This window comes from Sphingobacterium faecale, from assembly GCF_016746095.1.
Taxonomy (GTDB): domain Bacteria; phylum Bacteroidota; class Bacteroidia; order Sphingobacteriales; family Sphingobacteriaceae; genus Sphingobacterium; species Sphingobacterium faecale.
On record NZ_JAERTY010000001.1, the window covers coordinates 131,687 to 152,038 of the forward strand.

The 20,352-nt window shown below is 41.0% G+C and carries 14 protein-coding genes; 9 read left to right on the top strand and 5 right to left on the bottom strand.

Going from position 1 to position 20,352, the window contains the following annotated elements; genetic code table 11:
• Window positions 1-17 precede the first annotated feature (17 nt).
• The gene (locus JKG61_RS00450; protein WP_202101030.1) at window positions 18-608 is read right to left on the bottom strand and encodes an RNA polymerase sigma factor; all 591 of its coding nucleotides are present in this window, start codon (window positions 606-608) and stop codon (window positions 18-20) included.
• A 691-nt stretch (window positions 609-1,299) separates the two neighbouring features.
• Here JKG61_RS00450 and JKG61_RS00455 point away from each other — a divergent pair.
• The 6 genes from JKG61_RS00455 (at window position 1,300) to JKG61_RS00480 (ending at window position 10,394) form a co-directional block, all read left to right on the top strand.
• A complete protein-coding gene (locus JKG61_RS00455) occupies window positions 1,300-1,881 on the top strand; it encodes an RNA polymerase sigma factor (protein WP_202101031.1) in 582 nt (193 codons plus the stop codon).
• 111 nt (window positions 1,882-1,992) lie between these two features.
• A complete protein-coding gene (locus tag JKG61_RS00460) occupies window positions 1,993-3,144 on the top strand; it encodes a FecR family protein (protein WP_202101032.1) in 1,152 nt (383 codons plus the stop codon).
• 125 nt (window positions 3,145-3,269) lie between these two features.
• On the top strand, window positions 3,270-6,911 hold the full coding sequence (locus tag JKG61_RS00465) for a SusC/RagA family TonB-linked outer membrane protein (RefSeq protein ID WP_202101033.1): 3,642 nt from the start codon (window positions 3,270-3,272) through the stop codon (window positions 6,909-6,911).
• Between the two features lie 16 nt (window positions 6,912-6,927).
• Window positions 6,928-8,355 carry a RagB/SusD family nutrient uptake outer membrane protein gene (locus JKG61_RS00470; RefSeq protein WP_202101034.1) on the top strand — a complete coding sequence of 476 codons (1,428 nt, stop codon included), beginning with the start codon at window positions 6,928-6,930 and terminating at the stop codon, window positions 8,353-8,355.
• Between the two features lie 10 nt (window positions 8,356-8,365).
• The gene (locus tag JKG61_RS00475; RefSeq protein ID WP_202101035.1) at window positions 8,366-9,589 is read left to right on the top strand and encodes a TlpA disulfide reductase family protein; all 1,224 of its coding nucleotides are present in this window, start codon (window positions 8,366-8,368) and stop codon (window positions 9,587-9,589) included.
• A gap of 349 nt (window positions 9,590-9,938) precedes the next feature.
• Window positions 9,939-10,394 carry a helix-turn-helix domain-containing protein gene (locus tag JKG61_RS00480; protein ID WP_202101036.1) on the top strand — a complete coding sequence of 152 codons (456 nt, stop codon included), beginning with the start codon at window positions 9,939-9,941 and terminating at the stop codon, window positions 10,392-10,394.
• Window positions 10,395-10,625: 231 nt separating this feature from the next.
• Here the strand turns inward: JKG61_RS00480 and JKG61_RS00485 are convergent, their stop codons facing one another.
• A complete protein-coding gene (locus JKG61_RS00485; RefSeq protein ID WP_202101037.1) occupies window positions 10,626-11,036 on the bottom strand; it encodes a helix-turn-helix domain-containing protein in 411 nt (136 codons plus the stop codon).
• Between the two features lie 860 nt (window positions 11,037-11,896).
• Here JKG61_RS00485 and JKG61_RS00490 point away from each other — a divergent pair.
• The 3 genes from JKG61_RS00490 to JKG61_RS00500 are packed head-to-tail and all read left to right on the top strand — an operon-like array spanning window position 11,897 to window position 17,625.
• A complete protein-coding gene (locus JKG61_RS00490; protein ID WP_202101038.1) occupies window positions 11,897-13,114 on the top strand; it encodes a TlpA disulfide reductase family protein in 1,218 nt (405 codons plus the stop codon).
• Complete coding sequence (locus tag JKG61_RS00495) at window positions 13,111-16,269, top strand: SusC/RagA family TonB-linked outer membrane protein (RefSeq protein ID WP_202101039.1); 3,159 nt, start codon at window positions 13,111-13,113, stop codon at window positions 16,267-16,269. The genes JKG61_RS00490 and JKG61_RS00495 overlap by 4 nt, the downstream gene beginning before the upstream one ends.
• Window positions 16,270-16,281: 12 nt before the next feature.
• Window positions 16,282-17,625 carry a RagB/SusD family nutrient uptake outer membrane protein gene (locus JKG61_RS00500; RefSeq protein WP_202101040.1) on the top strand — a complete coding sequence of 448 codons (1,344 nt, stop codon included), beginning with the start codon at window positions 16,282-16,284 and terminating at the stop codon, window positions 17,623-17,625.
• Between the two features lie 60 nt (window positions 17,626-17,685).
• On the opposite strand, the gene JKG61_RS00505 is transcribed toward JKG61_RS00500, so the two are convergent.
• The 3 genes from JKG61_RS00505 to JKG61_RS00515 all read right to left on the bottom strand — a co-directional run bounded on the left by JKG61_RS00505 (window position 17,686) and on the right by JKG61_RS00515 (window position 20,181).
• A complete protein-coding gene (locus JKG61_RS00505; RefSeq protein WP_202101041.1) occupies window positions 17,686-18,030 on the bottom strand; it encodes a hypothetical protein in 345 nt (114 codons plus the stop codon).
• A gap of 718 nt (window positions 18,031-18,748) precedes the next feature.
• Window positions 18,749-19,882, bottom strand: coding sequence for a CHAP domain-containing protein (locus tag JKG61_RS00510; protein WP_237249323.1), 1,134 nt, complete (start codon window positions 19,880-19,882; stop codon window positions 18,749-18,751).
• Window positions 19,801-20,181, bottom strand: a complete 381-nt coding sequence (locus JKG61_RS00515) for a hypothetical protein (protein ID WP_202101042.1) — start codon at window positions 20,179-20,181, stop codon at window positions 19,801-19,803. The genes JKG61_RS00510 and JKG61_RS00515 overlap by 82 nt, the downstream gene beginning before the upstream one ends.
• Window positions 20,182-20,352: the final 171 nt, after the last annotated feature.

Below are 20,352 nucleotides of genomic sequence, written 5' to 3' on the forward strand. Positions count from 1 at the left end.
GTTGGATTTGAAAAAAACTAAAATTTGTTGAATAGCATAAAAATTATGGCGAGCTGAAAGTAACTGTCGAATTGCAGTCGTAGTGACTTAAGTGCTTCAGCACTGTGTTTTTTTACAGTTTCTTTGGATATGTTAAGTTTGTCTGCAATTTCTTGTTGACTTAATCCCTCATATCTGCTCATCTTAAAAACAAGTTGCTGTTGTTTGGTCAATTTTTGGACAGCTTGATCCGTGAATTTTTGAAGTTCCACAAGATTTATAAATTCTTCTGTACTGTTACTCCGATCCAGATAATTTAACCAGAGTTCCTCCGCGGCGGCACTGAATCTTGTAGCTTCTCGAATACGGTTCAGACACAGTCTCTTACAGATGGTATAGAGTAGGCCTTCTAGAGATTGATTCGGATCTAGTTTGTGACGCGTAGTCCAAAGCTTGATTAGCGTGTCATGGACGGCTTCTTCCGATTGTTCCGCATTCTGTAGATAGCGGATACAAAAGTGATAAAGTTTTTTATGCCATTTTTCAAAAATATACTGAAAGGCACCTTGGTCATCCTGACTTAACAGAATAGCAAGCTCCTCGTCCGAATATTCGATATAAGAATTCATAAATGTAATTATCGCACTTCTAAAATAGGCTATATTGGTCAGCCCGAATTACAAAGGTAAGCCAAGATAGTTATATTTTTAAATTTATCCTTGATGTGAGGCCCTTATTATAAACGGCACATTGCTTTGTAAGCAGCAGGCGAAGTGTTAACCATATTAAAACTTTGTTTCCTATTACTTTTTAGTATTTAATTGATCAAGACTAAATACGTATTGCGATTGCGTAGCCATTTACAAGCTGGACCCACACTTGTCTATACCGAATAGTTTAATGGTACTTTGCGTCCTAATGCTATCGTCATTGTCAGTGCAAAAGTCAATAAAAGTAAAGCCGTAGCATAAGACGTAAGTCGCATTTTAATACCTAACAGTAATAGTACGTAAAAACAAGCTATTTCCACTGCTGGTTTTTCTTCCGATCACATTTCGAGTAGGTATTTGCTTACAAATAGTTGTTGGCCACTATCAGGTAAATAGTATATTGAGTACTTTTTATAGCAGATGATAATCTGTTGGTCATCAATGCATATCGTTAGGGAGAGGAGCGTTTAAGAATTGCCTTTTACAAACAATTGAAATTGAATGATATTTTTTTCCTTATCTTCCTAAACTATTTGAAATGCTAGAGTTTTTGTCTAAAATTGTGTTCTTTAATTAGAAAACCTCAGCAGTTTCCATTTAGAACCAACGCATGATAATCTCAGAAACATCACTTTTAGCCGCCTTGAAGCTACAGGATAAAGAGAGTTTAGAAATTCTTTTTAAACAACTGTATCGTCCATTGGTGATGTTCGCTGCCCAGTTTTTAGACACCGTTCAGGAAGCCGAAGATGTGGTCCAGGAAGTATTTGTCAAACTTTGGGAGAATAAGACTTTCCATCAGATCCATAGCAGACTGTATGCCTACCTGTATCGCTCGGTCAAGAATGCTTGTATAGATCGTATTCGTCAGCGCGGTGGCGTTCGTTTTGAATTGATCACTGAAGACGAAGAGATTTCAAACGAGGAGCCAATCGATGAAGAACAATGGAACTTGTATATATCCCGTATATACGCCGAGATCGATAAGCTTCCCGCACGTACACAGGAAATATTCCGAGCGGTAATACTGGAACAGAAAAAGTATAAAGAGGTAGCCTCCCAGTTGGGCGTCTCGGTCAATACGATCAAGACGACGTTGTCACGTGCTTTTTCCAAACTTAGAGAACGGTTTAAAGACGATGATGCCAGCCTTTACCTCTTGATCTTGATGATGGAGCGGTTGGTCAAATAGTCTTTTTTTAAAAAATATACATTTTCTTGTCACCCATTTTTTATTTTCTTTCGTCACAGTGAAAATGAATGCGGAGATCTTCGTCAAAACAGCCTATTATCGTAATTACATATGCAGGAACACCTATATCGCTTAATTGTTAAGGAACAGACGGAAGGTCTTTCGGAAGAGGAGGAAAAGATACTGAACAGCTGGTTGCAGGATAACACAACGCATCGGGAAGCTTACGGGCGAGCGACAGCTTTAGTGGATAACTGTAAGCTGGTAGGAGTGTACGAAGGTATTGATGTGGCTCAGGCATGGACAAAGGTAGCATCAGCAATCTCCACCGATGAAGCTAAGGTGATAAAGTCCACTACATGGCGAAGGTGGATACCTTATGTTGCTGCAGCCGCTATGTTGGTGCTCTCCATTGGTGTTTGGAAGTATAGTCGCAAAGTGAAAGATCATAGGCAAATGGAGAGTGCTATTGCAGATGTTGCGCCAGGAGGCAATAGAGCTTACCTTAAAACCGAATCCGGCGAGCAGATTTCACTTAGTACCAGCCAATCGACCTTGGTAATTGGCGATGAGATCAATTATGCCGATGGATCCCGGGTTCAGGGCATTCCTGCCGACAATTCCACTGTACAGAATTTACAACTGGTGATCCCACGTGGAGGTACCTATCAGGTAATACTGGACGATGGAACCAAGGTCTGGTTGAATTCAGATTCCAAATTGCGGTATCCGAATCGATTTGAAGGAACAGCACGTAGGGTACAATTGGAGGGTGAAGCTTATTTTGAGGTTGCCAAAGACAAAAACAAACTGTTTATTGTCGATGGTGGCAAGCAAGAAATTACAGTGACCGGTACCCAATTCAATCTCAATACCTACAAGGACGAGCCTATGACCACCACGACCCTAGTCGAGGGGCAGGTACGGATTGCGGATCTCAGCAACGGCCATACGGCAGTGCTGGCCCCCGGACAACAGGCCGTTTCGGGTAAGAGGGGATTAGAGGTGCAGACCGTCAATACCGACGTATTTATCGCCTGGAAAGACAATTATTTCGTGTTCGAAAGCATTCCATTGCCTGCCGTGCTTCGGCAGCTCAGCCGCTGGTATGATGTAGAAGTAGACTATGAAGGACTTCCCCATGAAACCATAAGTGCCCGAATCAGACGCGACAAAAATATATCAGTGGTGCTTCGTGCCATAGCACAGACCTCAGGAATCGATTTTCAGATTAAGGAAAGGAGGATTATGGTCAAGGAATAAATGTACTATTACCATTTTTTCCTGAAACAAAGAAGCCGCTTCGACTTGGACCTCGAAACGGCAACAGGTTAGGAAAAAACAAAAAGCGTGTAACTATCTATTTTATAACCTAACAGTACAAATTTATGAATAAAGAACTCCTTATTCAAGGAAAAACTATCCGCGAATATTGGGCTACGTACTTGCGCTTCGTACGGCCATTTTATTATATGCTATTGATTATGAAAATAACAGCATTATTTATCGTCCTATTTACTTTTCAGGCTTCGGCTTCCCTGTTTGGACAAAACATCAATTTATCGTATACCAAGACTTCGTTGAAAACGGTTATTAATGCGGTCAGTGCACAGGGAAAGATCGACTTCGTCTACAAAGATCGGTTTTTAGAGCAGGCTAGACCTGTGACTATCGAGTTAAAAAATGCCACGCTAGAGACGGCTTTAGAGCAGATTTTTAGTGGGCAGCCTTTTCAGTATAAGATGGAAGACGGTATTGTATACCTCGTTCCACGTCCTACAGAAAAGGAGTCCCCTGCAGGCGGTACCCAACAACAACCCATTCGTGGTCGGGTCGTCAATGAAAAAGGAGAACCTCTTGCTGGCGCTAACGTCCAAGTCAGATCAACTAAGATATCTGTTAGGACTGATGAGAAGGGGAATTTCACGCTACCTAATATCGATGACAAAGCAAGTATAGAAATTTCATACGTCGGATATAATGTCTATCAAACCAAGGCTAGCACGACCTATTTTACTATTAGTCTTATACCAATTACTACAGAGCTTGAGGAAGTAAACATAGTCAATACAGGCTATCAACGGATTGCGCTAGAGCGGAGCGCGGGTTCATTTGGAAAGCCCGATCATCAAATCATGCGCAATCGTTCAACCAGTATGAATGTAGTCCAGAGATTAGAAGGTTTAATCCCGGGTTTAACGATAAATAACGCACCAGGAGAAGGGGGAGTATTGATTCGCGGTTTGAGTTCCATTAATTCAAATGTAACTCCTTTAGTAGTTGTCGATGGAATACCTGTTAGCGATATTAATTCCCTAAATCCTCAGGATGTTGAAGATGTTACGGTCTTGAAAGATGCCGTTGCAGCTTCCATATATGGCGCTAGAGCTTCTAATGGTGTAATCGTAATCAGCACGAAGAAGGGCAGGTCATCCGAAGGATTAAAAATTAATTATGATGGATTTATTAGCTTTCAAGGGAAGCCCGATCTGGAGTACCAGCCCTCATTAACCAGTCAACAATATATACAAGCAGCACGAGAGGTTTTTGACCCGGTAGTATACCCATGGAGTACGGTGTCCGCTGCTCCAAGGGGTCTTCTTAACGTAGGTATACCACCGCACGAAATGATATTGTATAACCAGTACAAGGGAGTTATTACCCAAGCTCAAGCCAACGCGAGCCTTGATAGCCTTGCAAATATTGACAATAGAAGTCAGATAGAAAATCTGTGGTATAGAAACGCATCTTTAATGAATCATACGCTATCGCTTAATGGTGGTGGAAAAGTTCATTCATTTTATGGTTCATTGGCTTACACAGATACAAAATCAAACCGTCCGGGAGAAAAGAATCGATCGTATAAGATTAACTTACGTCAAGATTTTAACTTTACGAAGTTTCTAAAGGCTTATTTAATAACAGATTTGACCAATAATATAGGATCGTTACCGAGACATGTATCCGTGACCAATCGGTTCTATCCTTACCAATTATTCCAAGATGCTCAAGGAAGCAGCTTATCGATGTCCTATTTAGGCGCATTTTCAGATGATGCCCGTCTTGATGCATCTTCTAGAGGGCGTATTGATCTAGACTATTTTCCTCTAAAAGATGTGTACTTGGCTGATGCTAAAAATAATTCGCTGCTAAACAGAATAACAGGGGGAATTACTATCGATCTTTTAAAAGGTTTGCGATATGAAGGCGTTTATGGTTATATCAGAGGTCACCATAAAAATACACTTTATGATGACAACACGAGCTTTGTGCAACGACATGAACTCTTGCAATTTACCGTTGCTGCAGACCCTTCCGTGACACCAGTTTATCACCTTCCTTTGACTGGTGGAAAATTCTTCGCTAGTAACAGTATTCAGCGCGATTGGACAATCCGTAACCAATTTGTATATGATAGGACCTTTGCAGAGGGGCAACATCAATTGACTGCATTGCTGGGACAGGAAGCACAGGAACAGTTTACCACAACAAACGAAAATACCGTAAGAGGTTACAGTCGTCAATTACGTAATGGAATTCCTTTGGACTATGCGGCACTCAGCTTAGGTATTCATAACCCCATTTTTATTAATAATGCTGGTAGAAGTGTTTTGCCAGCAGACTTTTACTTTGAGCGTGAGGCACAGACCCGTTTCAATTCCTATTACACGAATGCAGCCTATACTTTTGCCAGAACATACTCATTGAATGCAAGCTGGCGGATTGACAAAAGCAATTTGTTTGGATTGGATAAAGGTGCACAAAATAGGCCGCTTTGGAGCGCTGGTGTTAGATGGTTTGTTAGTAATGAATCGTTTTTGAAAAATATAACAGTTATAGATAAGTTGGCACTACGTGCTACGTACGGTGTTACAGGCAATGCTCCGATTCCAGGAACAGCCTCGTCTTACGATATTCTTTCTTCCCGTTCTGGCGCATCGTTGCCTGGTGGAAGAAGCTTATTAATCGAGACACCAGGCAACCCTGCTTTGTCCTGGGAAAGTACAGAAACAATTAACTTCGGTGTTGACTTTTCTGTACTCAACGATCGGCTCTCTGGATCGATTGATTATTACCGAAAATCGACTGAGGATTTGATAGGTCAGTTGGCGGTAAGCTCCCTTTCGGGGTATTCTTCAATTGTAGGCAACTTTGGCAATATGAGAAATAATGGAATTGAATCTTCAATTATATCTACAAATATAAATAAGAGAGACTTCAAGTGGAGTACCCGGCTCAGCATAGCCTATAATAAGAATAAGATTACAGAGTTAAAGCTGCCAGCGCCGATCACGACGGGAGGGGAGATGGTGAACCAAATTTATTATCCTGGTTATTCTGCCTTTTCTGTTTTCGCCTATCAGTTTGCGGGATTGGATAACATGGGCGATCCTATGATTGACCGTGCGGACGGGACTAAGACCAAAACCCGCAACGTGTCGATGCCAGAAGATATTTTGTACCTAGGCACAAGCCAGCCACCCGTTAGTGGAGGATTGACCAATACGTTTACTTATAAGAGCTTAACCTTGGACTTCAATGCTGTCTTCAATTTTGGTCATAAAATGAGAAGAGATGTAGGGAACTATTTTAGCGGTCGTTTGGTGGGGAGTAATGCGCTTGCGTTGAGTGCTGGCAGATATACTTCTGCGGTCAATCTGAACTCTGGCAATATACATTCAATATTTAACGAACGATGGAGACAGCCTGGTGATGAAAATATTACCAATGTTCCTTCATATGTGGCAAATACGTCATTATCTAATAGCAGAAGAGACATCAACTATTATGTTTTGGGAGATCTAAATGTTTTAGACGCCTCCTATATCAAAATGAGAGATATAACTCTCTCTTACAGTCTACCACAGAATCTAGTAGAAGCAATCCATGCAGGCAGCGTGACATTCAGGATGCAGGTTTCAAATATAATGCTTTGGAAAGCAAATAAATATGGTATTGACCCAGAGTTTGGCGCACGTATTCGGAATATGCAGAGAATTATAACTGCTGGTGCACATGTATCATTTTAACGAAAGAGTAATAAAAATGAAAAAAACTATATATATGAGCCTGCTCTTGATTGCATTTGCAGGTTGCAAAAAGAGCTTTTTAGAAATTACACCCACAGGCCGGATTGTTGCGGAAACGACGTCTGACTACGATCTGATGTTAAATAGTCTAACGCTCGGAAATCAATTTATGACTTATGCTCAAGCTATGGGGGATGAGCTAGCAGCTTTTGAACCATATTATTTAGGTGCTAGTTTACAGCAACAACGTGCTTTTCAATGGGAAAATACCATTTATGAGCCCGATGAAGATGCTCCAGAAATTCAATATCCTACTTTAGCGTTATATGCGTACAATAAGATTATCAATGAAGTGCTGAATTCTAAAGGTGGTTCTGAGGCACAGAAGAATTCAGTAAGAGCTGAGGCATTAGCGGGTAGAGCCTGGGTGTACATTCAACTCATTAATACCTTTGCAAAGCCTTATAATGCAGCCACAGCGGCTACTGACCTAGGCTTTCCTATTATTACAGAGGCTAATGTCACAGTCAATACGTATCCTCGGAAATCTGTGAAAGAGATTTATGATTTTATCTTAAAAGATCTTCAGGATGCGATTCCATACCTTTCAGCTACCCCTTTGCACAGGTTTCGGATGTCAAAACCAGCCGCTGAGGCTTTACTGGGTAAAACATATCTATTTATGGGGTTGTATGAAGAATCGCTAGTCCATTTAAATAATGCTATGACAGGGATTAAAGATTCTAATTATCCGTTTCGATTATATGACTACAATGTCGACTTTGAGCCTGGAGGAGAACTTAGTCCTGTTAATGAGTATGGGCCATCATTTCCTAACCTTTTCAATAATTTAGAAAACCTCTATACGAGGCAAACTTTTGGGGACTGGATATTAACGAATACACTACTGCTGACGCCAGAAACAATGGCTTTGTATGGGGCCAATGATTTACGAAGGAGATTAATGAGCGAAACTCCATTTCCCAAAGGAGATAATTTTCCGTTAGGTATGGCACATAGGATCAGTCCATTTTCACCGATAATTGGAATGGTAGTGCCTGACGTTTATTTAATGCGCGCCGAGGTTAATGCGCGGTTGGGCAATTTAAGTGTAGCAAAGGAAGATTTAGAAAGACTGAGGAATAAGCGTATGCCTTCTGCAGACGCAATTGTACCCACAACTATCGCTGCAGACAGAATAGAGCTGATAAAATTCATTCTTGATGAGCGGATCAGGGAGTTTTCCGCTTTGGGGTACCGTTGGTTTGATATGCGACGCTTGTCTGTAGATCCGGAATTCAAGTCGACAGTTAAATACAATCATAAGCTATACGCTGAAGATGGAAGTCTAGTAGGAAATTTTATCCTTCGCCCTGAACGGTTAACCTTTAAAATACCTCAGAAAATTTTACTTGAAAATCCTGATATGCAGGATAATCCTTAAGATGAAAAATATGAAAAGAAGAAAACTATTATCATTATTAACAATAATAATTACTGCATTGACAGCCAAAGGTCAGGACACCTTCACTATTGAAGGTATAATATTTGGGAATGTAGAAGGTATGACGGTTCACCTTTTAAAAGGAGATAGAGAAGAGAGCAGGGTTGCAGTAGACAGCACGATCATAAAGGGTGGAAAATTTCATTTTAAAGGAAGTGTGGCGATACCTGAACCTTATGCGATCAAGATCTTTCTGACTGACGATCGTAGTTTTTTTACAGCCGATATGGAATACATTGAGCGACCACATATACCACTGTTCTTAAAAAATAGTGAAAAAATATTTATTGAAGCAGATATAGACAAGATGCTTCCTGCGAAGATTAAATCTTTAGCCTATGATTTTACTAGTATAAGGGTTAGCGGCTCCAAGTCAAATGCCGGATACATGGAATATATCCAAGGAATGACGCCTCTGTGGTCCGCTCTAGAAACAGTATCTGCTCCATACAAAGCCTATTTGGCCAAAAGGCCAGATGTTGATTTGAAGGAAGGGATAGCGGCTGTCAGACCCATAGAGGAAATTGACCATGAAATAGCGAGGTTTTACAAAAAATTTATCAGAAGCCATGGTGACAACATTGCCGCTGTTTACGCATTAGAACAAGCAATTTATTCCTCCAATGAAGGCATCTTTGAGGCGGAAGAAATAGATGAATTACTAGCTGTGTTTTCTGACCATATCAGAACAACATCTTATTTCAAAAGCATAGAGGCAATAGCCAATGAAACTAAAAAATATGCGGTGGGCCAAAAATTTACTGATATGAACCTTATAGACCCTACCTACAAATTGGTGAAACTCTCAGACCACGTAGGCAAAGGAAAGTATGTGTTACTTGATTTCTGGGGGCCTTGGTGTGTACCCTGCCGCAAAGAGTTTCCCTTTGTGAAGCAGGTCTATGAGCAGTATCATGCTAAGGGGTTAGAAATATTAGCCATTTCAGTGGATAGTCATAAGGGAAGATGGCTCCGGGCGATAGAGGAGGAGAACTTGCCTTGGCAAAACGTAGCTTATGCTACCCATCCTTTCACGAAAGAATCGGATATAAAGACATATGCTTACTGGTCAATACCTTTCTACTTACTTATTGGTCCTGATGGAACCATTGTCGACCGTAATCCACACGGCGTGTACTTGCACCAAAAAATGATAGAGATATTTGGTGAGTAGAACAATCGAAGATAAAAATTACGATGAAGATGATAAAGGAAAGCTATTTGTAGCAGTGACTATGCTGTTTACTGTAGCAAGTACGGCGCAGTAAAACGATATCAGACAATCAAATCCAGTTGCAGATAGTCTATTGCCTTCGGCAAAGATGGGAGGCCGCGGAACCAATTGGCCAACCAGCTTTGTATGGTGTTCATTTCCAGAGACACTCAAGCAGTACTTAACGGTGTGACGTGTCATCAATGCTCTTGACGAGCGGAGATTTGTTTAATCAATATGAACTATTCATAATCAAAGTACTGACATTAAATACGCTGATTTTATTTGAGACTTTCTGAAAGCCTTTTTAATGAAACAATTATATCAGTTTTTACAGTTGGTGTACAAGGTACACCCTCTCGATAAAGATAGTTTTAAGCTAGAGCTGAAAGCTTATGAAGAAGCAGATAGCTTACCGACGTTGCGTATTCGGGTTGTCTGTCAATATATTGCAGACAATTATGCGGAGCCTTTGTCGCTTTCTAACGTTGCAGATAGCGTTTACCTGTCTCCTGAGGCGTTTTGCCGGTATTTTAAGAAACATACCGGTTTAACATTTAAGGGGTATCTGAATCGGGTCAGAGTCGTTGAAAGCTGTAGGATGCTTAAGACGAATAATGACGAACAACCTATTGCCAATATTGCTTATGCATGCGGTTTTGGTAGTATTTCCAATTTTAATAGGACATTTAAACATGTCATGGGTATGTCGCCCAGTACTTTCCTTAAGCAGGATTCTACGACATTCTGTAGGGAAGTACTGTAAAAGGAGAGCATAGCTCTCCTTTTTATATGTTTTTAGTGAACTCGTCCCTCCACTAGATCAGCTGCCTTCTACGGACGATATTTTGATAAGATTTGTAACCAACAGCTGTTTTAGGAATGATATATAACAGAATCATTCACATCGATAAGTTTCATAATATTATATCTTTATTAAATTCCAAATATAGCTAATCCTACTCTTTTGTCAATCATTTTTGGCTTATTCTGATTGTCAATCATTTTTGTACTTTTTCCTTTTATTACTGGCGGCTTTGGTCTCTTCCTCGGCTAGGATGATGTCGACAACTACCGTTTCGAAGAGCTTGGAGTCGGTGCCGTCCGCTTTTTTCTTTGGCACCTTTTTGTAACGGATAATAATCTGCTCGTCCGCAGGAATCCCGTTAGGGAAGAGCTCGTCTAAAGAGTCGAGATTAAGTGCTTTCTTTAATAGACCTAAATGACGGATATTATACTTCTGGTCTTCTCCAAGCGATTCACAGTTAGAAACAAAGGTCTTAAATAACCCCATATTATTACTTAGTTTTTCTTGAGATAAGCCTTTTATAGTACGAATGGCTTTCACATTTTTAATTAATTCGTATTCTATCCTGTACAAAGGGTTTGATTTCAAAAGATCTTCCATATTCTATAAAAAAATAAACCACCAATATGTTGGTAGTATTGTTTTGTGTTTGTATATTTGTATAGCCAATCTAGGATTGGTGATAAAATAGTTAACTACCTCTGCGTAAGCGGAGCGTGAGTTGAACGAGCCTCTAACTTCAAAGACTAGCAAACTTTACCAACATGAGGCAACAGGTTTAACCCACGTCTAAAGATATTGTGTATATTTACGCAGTCTTTAGGCAGGGCCTGTTGAATACTGTGTTGGGGGTGCTAGTCCCTGAAGTTAGGTAGGAGACAGATAACCCTGCCTTTTGCATTTTCGCTCGTTCTTCATATAACCAAATAAATGATGAGAACGAACTTAAAAACAACAAAAGACCAGCCACCGGTGTCCCATCGGTCATCCTGGTATGCACAACGCTTACATATAAAGAACATACCCTGCTCGCCGGAGTAGGGCTTTAACAGATATTACGGATCAAAGAAGGGGGAAAGCCGTGTGGTATTTTCTACTGCTTGTAGAATACTCCTTCCCGATGCTCGGGACGCGGCGCAATGACGTTTAAAAAATACGTCAAAGCCCTTTTCCGTAATCCGACCTCCATCATATGAAAACAAGTCCACATAGATCAAGAGAATCGGTTTATCTTATTGTTTCGTAGCTTAAAGATAAGACAGTTTTTATTGCCTATCAACTAAAATGATGCATGCCGGTATTGTTGGTCAATATCTGCGGAGGTCGGTATTTTATCTATTTCTGGAATGGATGGTAAAAAACCGATTATAAACCATATGAAATACCGCATATCCATTCAGAAATCGTACTAGATTTTTGAATCCGCAATGGTTCGAGCTGTTGCATAATATAACCGAAAAATGAAGAATTTTTTAAGGAGTGGGAGAGGTATGCTCCTTCAAGCCAGGAGGGGCTCATACTTTTTGCCCGTCAAAAAGTATGCAAAAACCTCGTCGCTTAAACCTTTTGACACGATGGTAGTGCGTCACACTGCAGTTGTCAAAAGCTTTGTAGGCGACATTTTTAGAAGGTGTACAGCGTTACATCGAAGATTTGATTGGCTGCTATCAGCTATAGGCCATAAGCCATTAGCCTGTATAATATTATTCTGTGTGTTGTTTAGTGCCTTTACGGTATTTCCTGCCTTCGGGCAGGAGGCCGTAGGGCTTAGCACGGTTAAGCCGCTTAAAGTGGGCGATGCTATTCCGGCAGAGCTTTGGAACTTACCATTAAAGATCGTGAATCATCCTGAAGGGAAGGAGTTTATTAGACTGAGCGACTATCGCGACAAGAAGTTGATCATATTGGATTTCTGGGGTACTTGGTGTGGTAGCTGTATTGCTGCAATGCCCGCTGTAAAAGCGCTACAGGATGAGTTTAAAGATGATATGATGGTAATACCAATCTCGTTTGAAAAGGCAGATAAAATAAAATCATTTACCGCTAAAAACGAAATTGCTAAAAATGTCAAACTATGGTCTGTAGTAGAAGATAGTGTGCTTACGAAGTGGATTACAAAATACACCTATCCTCATTTTACGTGGATAACCAAGGGTAAAGTTCTTTCGCATACTTCAGAGTCGGCATTGGAAGGACGCTATGTAAAGGAGTACCTTACGGGGGGCAATATTCGCTGGATAGAGAAAGTCAATCTCGATAAGAATGGCATATTTACGAACAGTATGGGCGACCTCAGCACTGCAAATAGTAGTTTCTATTACGAAGGTTATCTGGACGGTGCCGGCGGTGGCCTTGGTGCATTGCCATTTCATAGGGAACGTACCAATTATTACTTTATAAACTTTTCGCAGAGAGCGATATATGAATGGTTTTTAAAACGTATTGCCCAGACAAAAGGAGAAGTTCTTGTTGAGATCGAATACTCTTCTGAATTCATGAAGAGTACCGATTGGAAGAGATATAATGAGGGATATGTTACGCTACAGATTCTGGCGGACAAGGCAAGATCCTTGCGGGATGTGTTTACCCAATACAAATCTATGTCGTCCTGGTGGCTCGAGCAGGACGTCAACGGTCGCTATGGTAAACAAGTCGATGGGAAGGAGGCCAGAATATGAGCAGGACATTACTGATCGTTGCTTGTTTACTGTTGGGTATAGCGGTACAGGCACAGCATAAGATTAAGATCAAAGTGGTTGATGCCCATGGAAAAGCTATCGATGGAGCAGGAATAAGCAATTCGAATGGGAAATCAATTGGAGGGACAGATGCTCTGGGACTCTTTACAACGATTGTCCGAGAGATGCCTTATGCTGTTACAGTATCTAATATCGGCTATCAGCCCATAAAGGTGACCATTGCTCAATCGGACTCCCTGTATAGGATCGTATTATCTAATCTGGCCAAAGAGATAGAGGTAGTTGAAGTGTCAACAGGGTATCAACGTATTCCCAAAGAACGGGCTACGGGTGCATTCGATGCGGTGGATATGAAGACCTATGATCAGGTGCCTGGATCAAATGTGCTGGCTCGTCTTGAAGGACTTGTCAGCGGGTTGAAGATGGATCGCAATACCTTGGCAGGAGAGGAACTGACGATTAGAGGCCTCAGTACGATTATAGGACCTAGCGGCGTGTTGATTGTGGTTGACAACTTTCCGTTTGAAGGTGATATCAACCAGATCAGTCCCAATGAAATAGCTTCTATCAGTATTCTCAAAGATGCTGCCGCAGCATCTATCTGGGGGACACGTGCAGGAAATGGGGTAATTGTGATCACGACAAAAAAAGGGAGGCTTAATGAGCGATTAAAAGTTGGCTTCAAGAGTACGCTAGCGCTAGGAGGGAATATTAAAATGAATGACCGTAATATGCTTTCTCCTCAGCAATATGTGGATTTTGAACGGGATAAATTTCGATTGGGCTACAAACTTTCTGATACTTCCAGTAAGAGCAGACCCTATATTTCGCCAGTTTATGAATTATTGATCGATCATAAGAATGGACGTATTTCAGAGACGGAGCTGGAGTACGCTCTTACAGCTCTTGGCGAAAACAATATTTTTAGAAGCTACGAGAATCTGGTTTACAGTAATGCTTTTAATCGGCAATATGCTTTTGATATTTCTTCGGGTACAGAAAAATCGGGTTGGCGAGCTAATATATCCCGCGATCGAAATCTGTCGATGCTAAAAGAGGGGTACGAGAGGACTACCGTCGGGTTCAATGGAGAGTTTAAGCTGTTGAAGGAATTGGATTGGGATCTGGGACTCCGCTCCAGCCAGTCCAAAAGTACTTCTGGACGTGATGGATATGACGGGCTTTTGCCTCTCTACAGTAATTTGGTGGATGGGGATGGAAATCCTGCCGCACTGCGGGGCAATTATCGTAAAAAATATATAGACACACTGGGAGGCGGACTGCTGATGGATTGGAATTATTATCCGCTTACAGATGATCAAAGCAAAAAAAAGACTGTAGCCACAGGACATGTCCTGATCCATACCGGTGTGACGTATAGACTGTTTGATTTATTGAAATTATCCGGCAGGTATCAATATGAGCGACAGCAGGTAACTGATGATATGTTGTATGGTCTGGACAATTACTTTACGCGCAATTATATCAATCAATATTCGGTAATAGATGCTAAGAGCAATACTGTAAAATATAATATTCCGAAGGGAGGAATCAAAGATTTGTCACACAGCTTACTGGAGGTGCATAATGTCCGTTTTCAGGCTGATGTCAACAAACGCTGGGGAGCGCATCAGTTGGATGCCTTATTGGGGAGCGAAATACGACAGCGAAATTCGGCTTCCAGTAGAGTAAGACGATATGGTTACGATGAGGAGTACAACACTTTTCTGACCCATGATCCGATTACGCGCTTTCCCAACATTATTACCAAGACTCAGGCCATTATCCCCGGCAATGATGGTTTTGGAGATAGTGATAACCGATACATGTCCTACTTTGCTAATGCGGGCTATAGCTTCAAAGATCGTTATATGCTGAGCGTTAGCGGTCGTCGGGATGCATCTAATCTTTTTGGCCTACATACCAATGATAAATGGAATATATTATGGTCCTCTGGTTTGAGTTGGATCATCAGCAATGAACCTTGGATAGATATTCCTTTTGTAAATCACCTCAAGCTAAGAGCGACATACGGCTATAGTGGCAATGTCGATCAGTCTCAGTCAGCGGTGACGGTTATGTTCTATGGTTTGCAGAATCAATATATCGGTAAGCCTATCGGCAATATCTCGCAGTATGCGAATCCCGAGCTCCGGTGGGAAAAGGTAGGGATGAGTAATGTAGCATTGGATTTTCGGCTTTTACAGAATAGGTTGCGTGGAAGTATAGATTATTATGTCAAGAAATCTACAGATTTATTTGGTCCAGTAGATGTGGATTATACTACAGGGGTAAGTGGGTCGGTAATAAAAAATACTGCTGCATTAAAAGGGAAAGGTCTGGATGTAAATCTTGAGAGTATAAATATAAGTAGGGAAACTTTCGTTTGGTCCAGCTCATTGTTATTGTCACACTATAAGGACAACGTGATATCGTACAACTTTCCTGCAGCACTGACCGCCGGTACGGCTGTAACTTCTACAGCGCTTTCTTCTAGTAAGCGCGAAGGATTTCCGCTTTATAGCATGTTTTCTTTTCAATGGAATGGTTTGGATCCTTCCAATGGCGACCCTATAGGTCAGCTCAATGGGGAGCAATCGAAGGACTATAATGCTATTTATCGGAACAAAGATCTGGAAGAGTTGGTGTATTCTGGATCGGCTATCCCTACGGTGTTTGGAAGCCTAGGGAATCAGTTTGCATATAAGGATTGGTACGTTTCTTTTCGTTTGCAGTATGATTTGGGTTATTACTTCCGTCGTACTACGGTTTTCTATTCTGGTATGATGGGGACACCACGCAGTGCACATGCCGACTATTTGAAGCGTTGGCAGACTCCAGGGGATGAGATGTATACGGATATTCCATCTTTCGTGTATCCGCTTGATGACAATAGAAATACCGTTTATATGAATTCTGAAGCAACAGTAGAACGTGGAGATCATATCCGTTTGCAGCAGGTTGCTCTGGGTAGAACCTTTACCAAGCGTGAAATGCGATTTTCTGTTCAATTAACAGGGGAACAATTGGGGATACTCTGGCGCGCTAATAACGCGAAGCTTGATCCAGTACACTATCGGTCAAGTATTCTGCCTGGCAGTACATGGTCGCTACAACTAAATGTTAACTTCTAAACTTTGATAGAGATGAATAAGATTATATTTTGTGGTCTTTTAATGCTAAGTTCTATTTTTATAGGGTGTAATAGTTTTTTGGATGCCAAGCCCCGAAAAGGACTCGTAATTCCCGAAAAACTGGAGCAACTGCTTTCTTTAATGCGTAAAGAAAACGAGTCTTTACAGGATCCTACTTTTGGTGAGCTGAGTACCGATGATTTTTATTGGGATACTGCTGATCTGAATTCAAAACCAGAGCCTGTAAGAAATGCTTATCTATGGAAACCTGCAAATATGTTTGGTGCGGATTTTCTGATCGAATGGTTATTTCATTACCGATTTATTTATTATGCGAATACAGTACTGGAGCAGTTACCAAATATCACTCCATCTACTTCAGAACTTCGCGAATGGAATAAAGCAAAAGGAGAGGCACTGTTCTATAGAGGTAAGTTTCTGTATGACATGGCGATTATCTGGTCTTCGGCCTACAATGTGCCCAATAACGATAAGGTATTGGGAATGCCCATTCGTTTGAACACCAATTTTAACGAACCATCCTATAGGTCTTCTGTCAAAGATACGTATGCACAGATTATAAAAGATATAGAGGAAAGTATAGTTTACCTTCCTGAACTTCCCGAGCATGTTACAAGGCCATCGAAATTGGCTGCTAAAGCAATGGCTGCACGGATTTACCTCTCTATGGGGGAATATGAAAAAGCACTGATTTATGCTGAGGAGGTTTTAAAAGTAAAATCGGAATTGATCGACTTTAATCAATTGTCTACTACTGCAGACTATCCTATTGCTATATTTAACAAAGAAGTTATCTACCATTCGTATATGCAGTTATATATGGCCAATTTTTATTTGAATCCAGGACTTTTGGCCAGTTATTCGGGCGACGATCTGAGACGGGATATCTATTTTGGCTATCAAAACAATGGTAAGATCGAATTGAAAGGAAGCTACTATGGAGACGCGGCTCCGTTTACGGGGTTGGCCGTAGATGAAATGTATCTGATTGCAGCCGAGTGTCAGGCTCGGAATACAGGGCAAGATAGAGCAAAAGAATATATGCGGAGTCTGCTCGAAAAACGATACAAAAAGAATACTGTCCCGATACTTCAAGATTTATCCAAAACGGAGTTACTGGACTTTATTTTGCAAGAACGAAGAAAGGAACTGGTATTTCGTGGATTGAGATGGGGAGATGTCAAAAGATTAAATAACGAGGGAAGAGCAGTAACCTTAGAAAGGTTTTCTCAGGGAGGAAATGTAGACTATTTACAAGCCAATGATCCCAGATTTAATCTCCCGTTTCCAGAAGGGGTGATCGATCTGAGTGGTATGGAGCAGAACCCGCGATAGACCAAAAGAAAGGACGCAATCAGATTGATGATTGCGTCCTTATAAAACGTGACGAAAAGTTTATTTTTTAAACGAAAAGCTTAAAGAATTAGCTTGAATCATAGCCTGCGTTGTATTGGCATCTAAAAAGTCTCTTAGCGTAGGATAACGGTTCTCATCATAGGTTACTTCGCATAGATAAGACCCAATGCCACAATTACCATGGGGTGTATCAGACCAATTGTCTTCATCTTGGAGTAGTGTTGGGTTATCGCTACTCTCCGTGAAATAAACTGTAACAGGAATCGGATCCAAGGTGGATTTTAATTCGACTTCTTTCTCAAAAGCTCGAACTCCTAAAAATAAGCATAATGCTAATGTTAATACGGCTGTGGCACGTAGCCACAATTTGTTTGTTTTTGTCATCTGAATGAACTTAGTGTTTATAATTTTTTATGTTGCCTACATCTGGCTGTAGGTGCGCCCGTTTCCGATTCTCTCCCGATTGTCGGCCCCGAGGTATAGCTTTGTATGTATATACCAAAGGTAGGAAGGACAAACAGGCAAAATCTGGTTAGAATTGGGAATCGTCTGGTTTTATTTGGGATGATGCTGGTTTTATCTGGAAGTTTAAAGTGGTGTACGTTTCCATAATCTGTATAGGATGTATAGTAACGTTATACATGTGCATGTAAATAGCCAAAAGTAAATCCCTGTCTTTTGTTTTGTGATGATATCCTCTTTTTTTTGTTGTATTGTTTTGATACTCGAGCTGTCGCTTTGTCGTGTTTGCACTTGTATTATCATTTGTTCTTTTCTTAAGGATTCGCTCAAATGTAGTTCGCCTCTTTGTGCAATCAATCCCGAATCTGGATGATAATACAACCAGCCGTCAGTCCATAAAGACCAGTGCCGCTGGCTGCTATCCGATATTAGGTGATGACTGCTGATATTCTGATACTCGCTTTGCGTAGTTTGGGTGGTTTCAGCATATAAGGCCTTATTTCGTTGCCTCTGTAAGTTGCAGCTGAGCAAAGTTAGGGAAGTAAAGATAATGAGTGTTTGAAAATAGGACATGGTTATAGCGTTAAGGAGTTAGAGAGTTAAAATGTAAAATCGTGAATTCGCAGATTCGTTCTAGCCGTCAATCTATCCAATTTGCTATCGAATGCACCGTTCGTAGATGTCGACGTCTGGATTCTACTCGGTTATTGCTGTTACCTTCGATACTGATGATATAGTTTCCTTCTAGTTTTTTGACCAGACCGACATGGTTGATACGCTTCGCTCTGGCTCCGTAAATCCCAAATATATCGGCAGGTTGGGCTTTGGTTTTGTCTATCTGTTTTGCTTTTGGAAATAGGGCTGGACTCCAAGCATTGCGTGGTTGAGATATTCCAGCCTCGCCATAGCACCAAGAAAGAAAACTTGCGCACCATTCGTAGCCTTTACCGAGATTCGTATAGCGGAGGTATTCTTCTACACGAGAGCCGTCATTGTTACCCGTTGATTCTTTTACACCTAGTTCTGCTGTAGCAATGGTTAATATCAAATATCTTTTATTGTCCTCATCGGCGGACCACCTAGGCACTTTCCCTTGATAGAAAGTGCCGCAAAGATCAAGACTATTTAACCTATGTTCATCACGGCTTCGTAAAGCTATCAAGGCGGTTTCCAAGGTCCCCACCCCTTTTTTCCTCCCCTTAGACTGGAACCGAGCTTGCGAGCTCACCGAAGGTAAATCCTTATGTACTGCAAAATGTGAATTTTTGTAAATTATAGCTTTACGGCCTTTGACTCCATATGCTAAAAGGTCATCCTTAATGGGGAACTGCTTCAAAGGCGAGATTAATCCCAATTGTAATGAAGTGGTATAATAAGCTAATCCTTTACATTCGCTTCCTTTATCGCCTAAAAAATTTTTGACAATTGCACTGGGATGCACCTCCTCTGTGTCAAAAGTTTTGCTTCGCAGAGCACTTCGTGGTTTAAGCGAGGAGTTTTTTGCATACTTTTTAGCGGAAAAAAAGTATGAGCCACCCGCGGCTTGAGCGGGAAGTTTAGCAGCCAAGCCTTGAGTTATGGATACGTGTTTGTTTTTTGTATCCATGAGCTCCCTTTGGCCGGTTTTTCCTTCTTTTTGGTCAAACAAAAAGGAGTCGCCCTGCGCCGGTGATTTAGGCGCATAAAAAGTATTTAAAACACTATTTCTACTGCCTTCAATACTGCAAACAGCAGTGAAAAGAACACTGAAAAGTATAGAATACATTGTTGCCATGATGTTAATTGATTAAAGTGGTAATTGAATTGTTTTCTGAAGGTTTTGAAGGGGTACCATAGGAGTTCCTGTAACCAAAAGCTGATATATACAGAGAGCCATGCGGCGATTAGTCCGAAAATAAATACAGTCAATATCCCGCTGTCGAGTAGTCCTGCGGTAGGATCTAATAGGCTGAGTATGGATGCAACGAGTAGCCAGAGACTAAATAATAATACGGTCCCGATTGCCATTTTTTCTGTTAAGCTGAGTTCTTCCTGCCAGCCCTGGGCTAGCCATGAAGGATGTGTTTTTATCATAGTTTTTGTGTTATCAAGTGAACGAGTTATCAAGTTATCAAGTTAAGGAGGTTGATAGGGTTAATAGGGGGAAGTTTCCACTACTAACCTGTCCTATCAAGAACCAAATTGACCAGAGGAAGCCTAGGAAATTTTCGTTAGAAAAGATTCCAGCTTCGGAGGTCAATTTGG

Bases quoted from the DNA above. Each gene is read 5' to 3' on its own strand.
- JKG61_RS00470 (WP_202101034.1), top strand. From the start codon at position 6,928: ATGAAAAAAACTATATATATGAGCCTGCTCTTGATTGCATTTGCAGGT.
- JKG61_RS00490 (WP_202101038.1), top strand. From the start codon at position 11,897: ATGAAGAATTTTTTAAGGAGTGGGAGAGGTATGCTCCTTCAAGCCAGG.
- JKG61_RS00465 (WP_202101033.1), top strand. From the start codon at position 3,270: ATGAATAAAGAACTCCTTATTCAAGGAAAAACTATCCGCGAATATTGG.
- JKG61_RS00450 (WP_202101030.1), bottom strand. From the start codon at position 608: ATGAATTCTTATATCGAATATTCGGACGAGGAGCTTGCTATTCTGTTA.
- JKG61_RS00495 (WP_202101039.1), top strand. From the start codon at position 13,111: ATGAGCAGGACATTACTGATCGTTGCTTGTTTACTGTTGGGTATAGCG.
- JKG61_RS00510 (WP_237249323.1), bottom strand. From the start codon at position 19,882: ATGGCAACAATGTATTCTATACTTTTCAGTGTTCTTTTCACTGCTGTT.
- JKG61_RS00480 (WP_202101036.1), top strand. From the start codon at position 9,939: ATGAAACAATTATATCAGTTTTTACAGTTGGTGTACAAGGTACACCCT.
- JKG61_RS00515 (WP_202101042.1), bottom strand. From the start codon at position 20,181: ATGATAAAAACACATCCTTCATGGCTAGCCCAGGGCTGGCAGGAAGAA.
- JKG61_RS00475 (WP_202101035.1), top strand. From the start codon at position 8,366: ATGAAAAGAAGAAAACTATTATCATTATTAACAATAATAATTACTGCA.
- JKG61_RS00505 (WP_202101041.1), bottom strand. From the start codon at position 18,030: ATGACAAAAACAAACAAATTGTGGCTACGTGCCACAGCCGTATTAACA.
- JKG61_RS00500 (WP_202101040.1), top strand. From the start codon at position 16,282: ATGAATAAGATTATATTTTGTGGTCTTTTAATGCTAAGTTCTATTTTT.
- JKG61_RS00460 (WP_202101032.1), top strand. From the start codon at position 1,993: ATGCAGGAACACCTATATCGCTTAATTGTTAAGGAACAGACGGAAGGT.
- JKG61_RS00485 (WP_202101037.1), bottom strand. From the start codon at position 11,036: ATGGAAGATCTTTTGAAATCAAACCCTTTGTACAGGATAGAATACGAA.
- JKG61_RS00455 (WP_202101031.1), top strand. From the start codon at position 1,300: ATGATAATCTCAGAAACATCACTTTTAGCCGCCTTGAAGCTACAGGAT.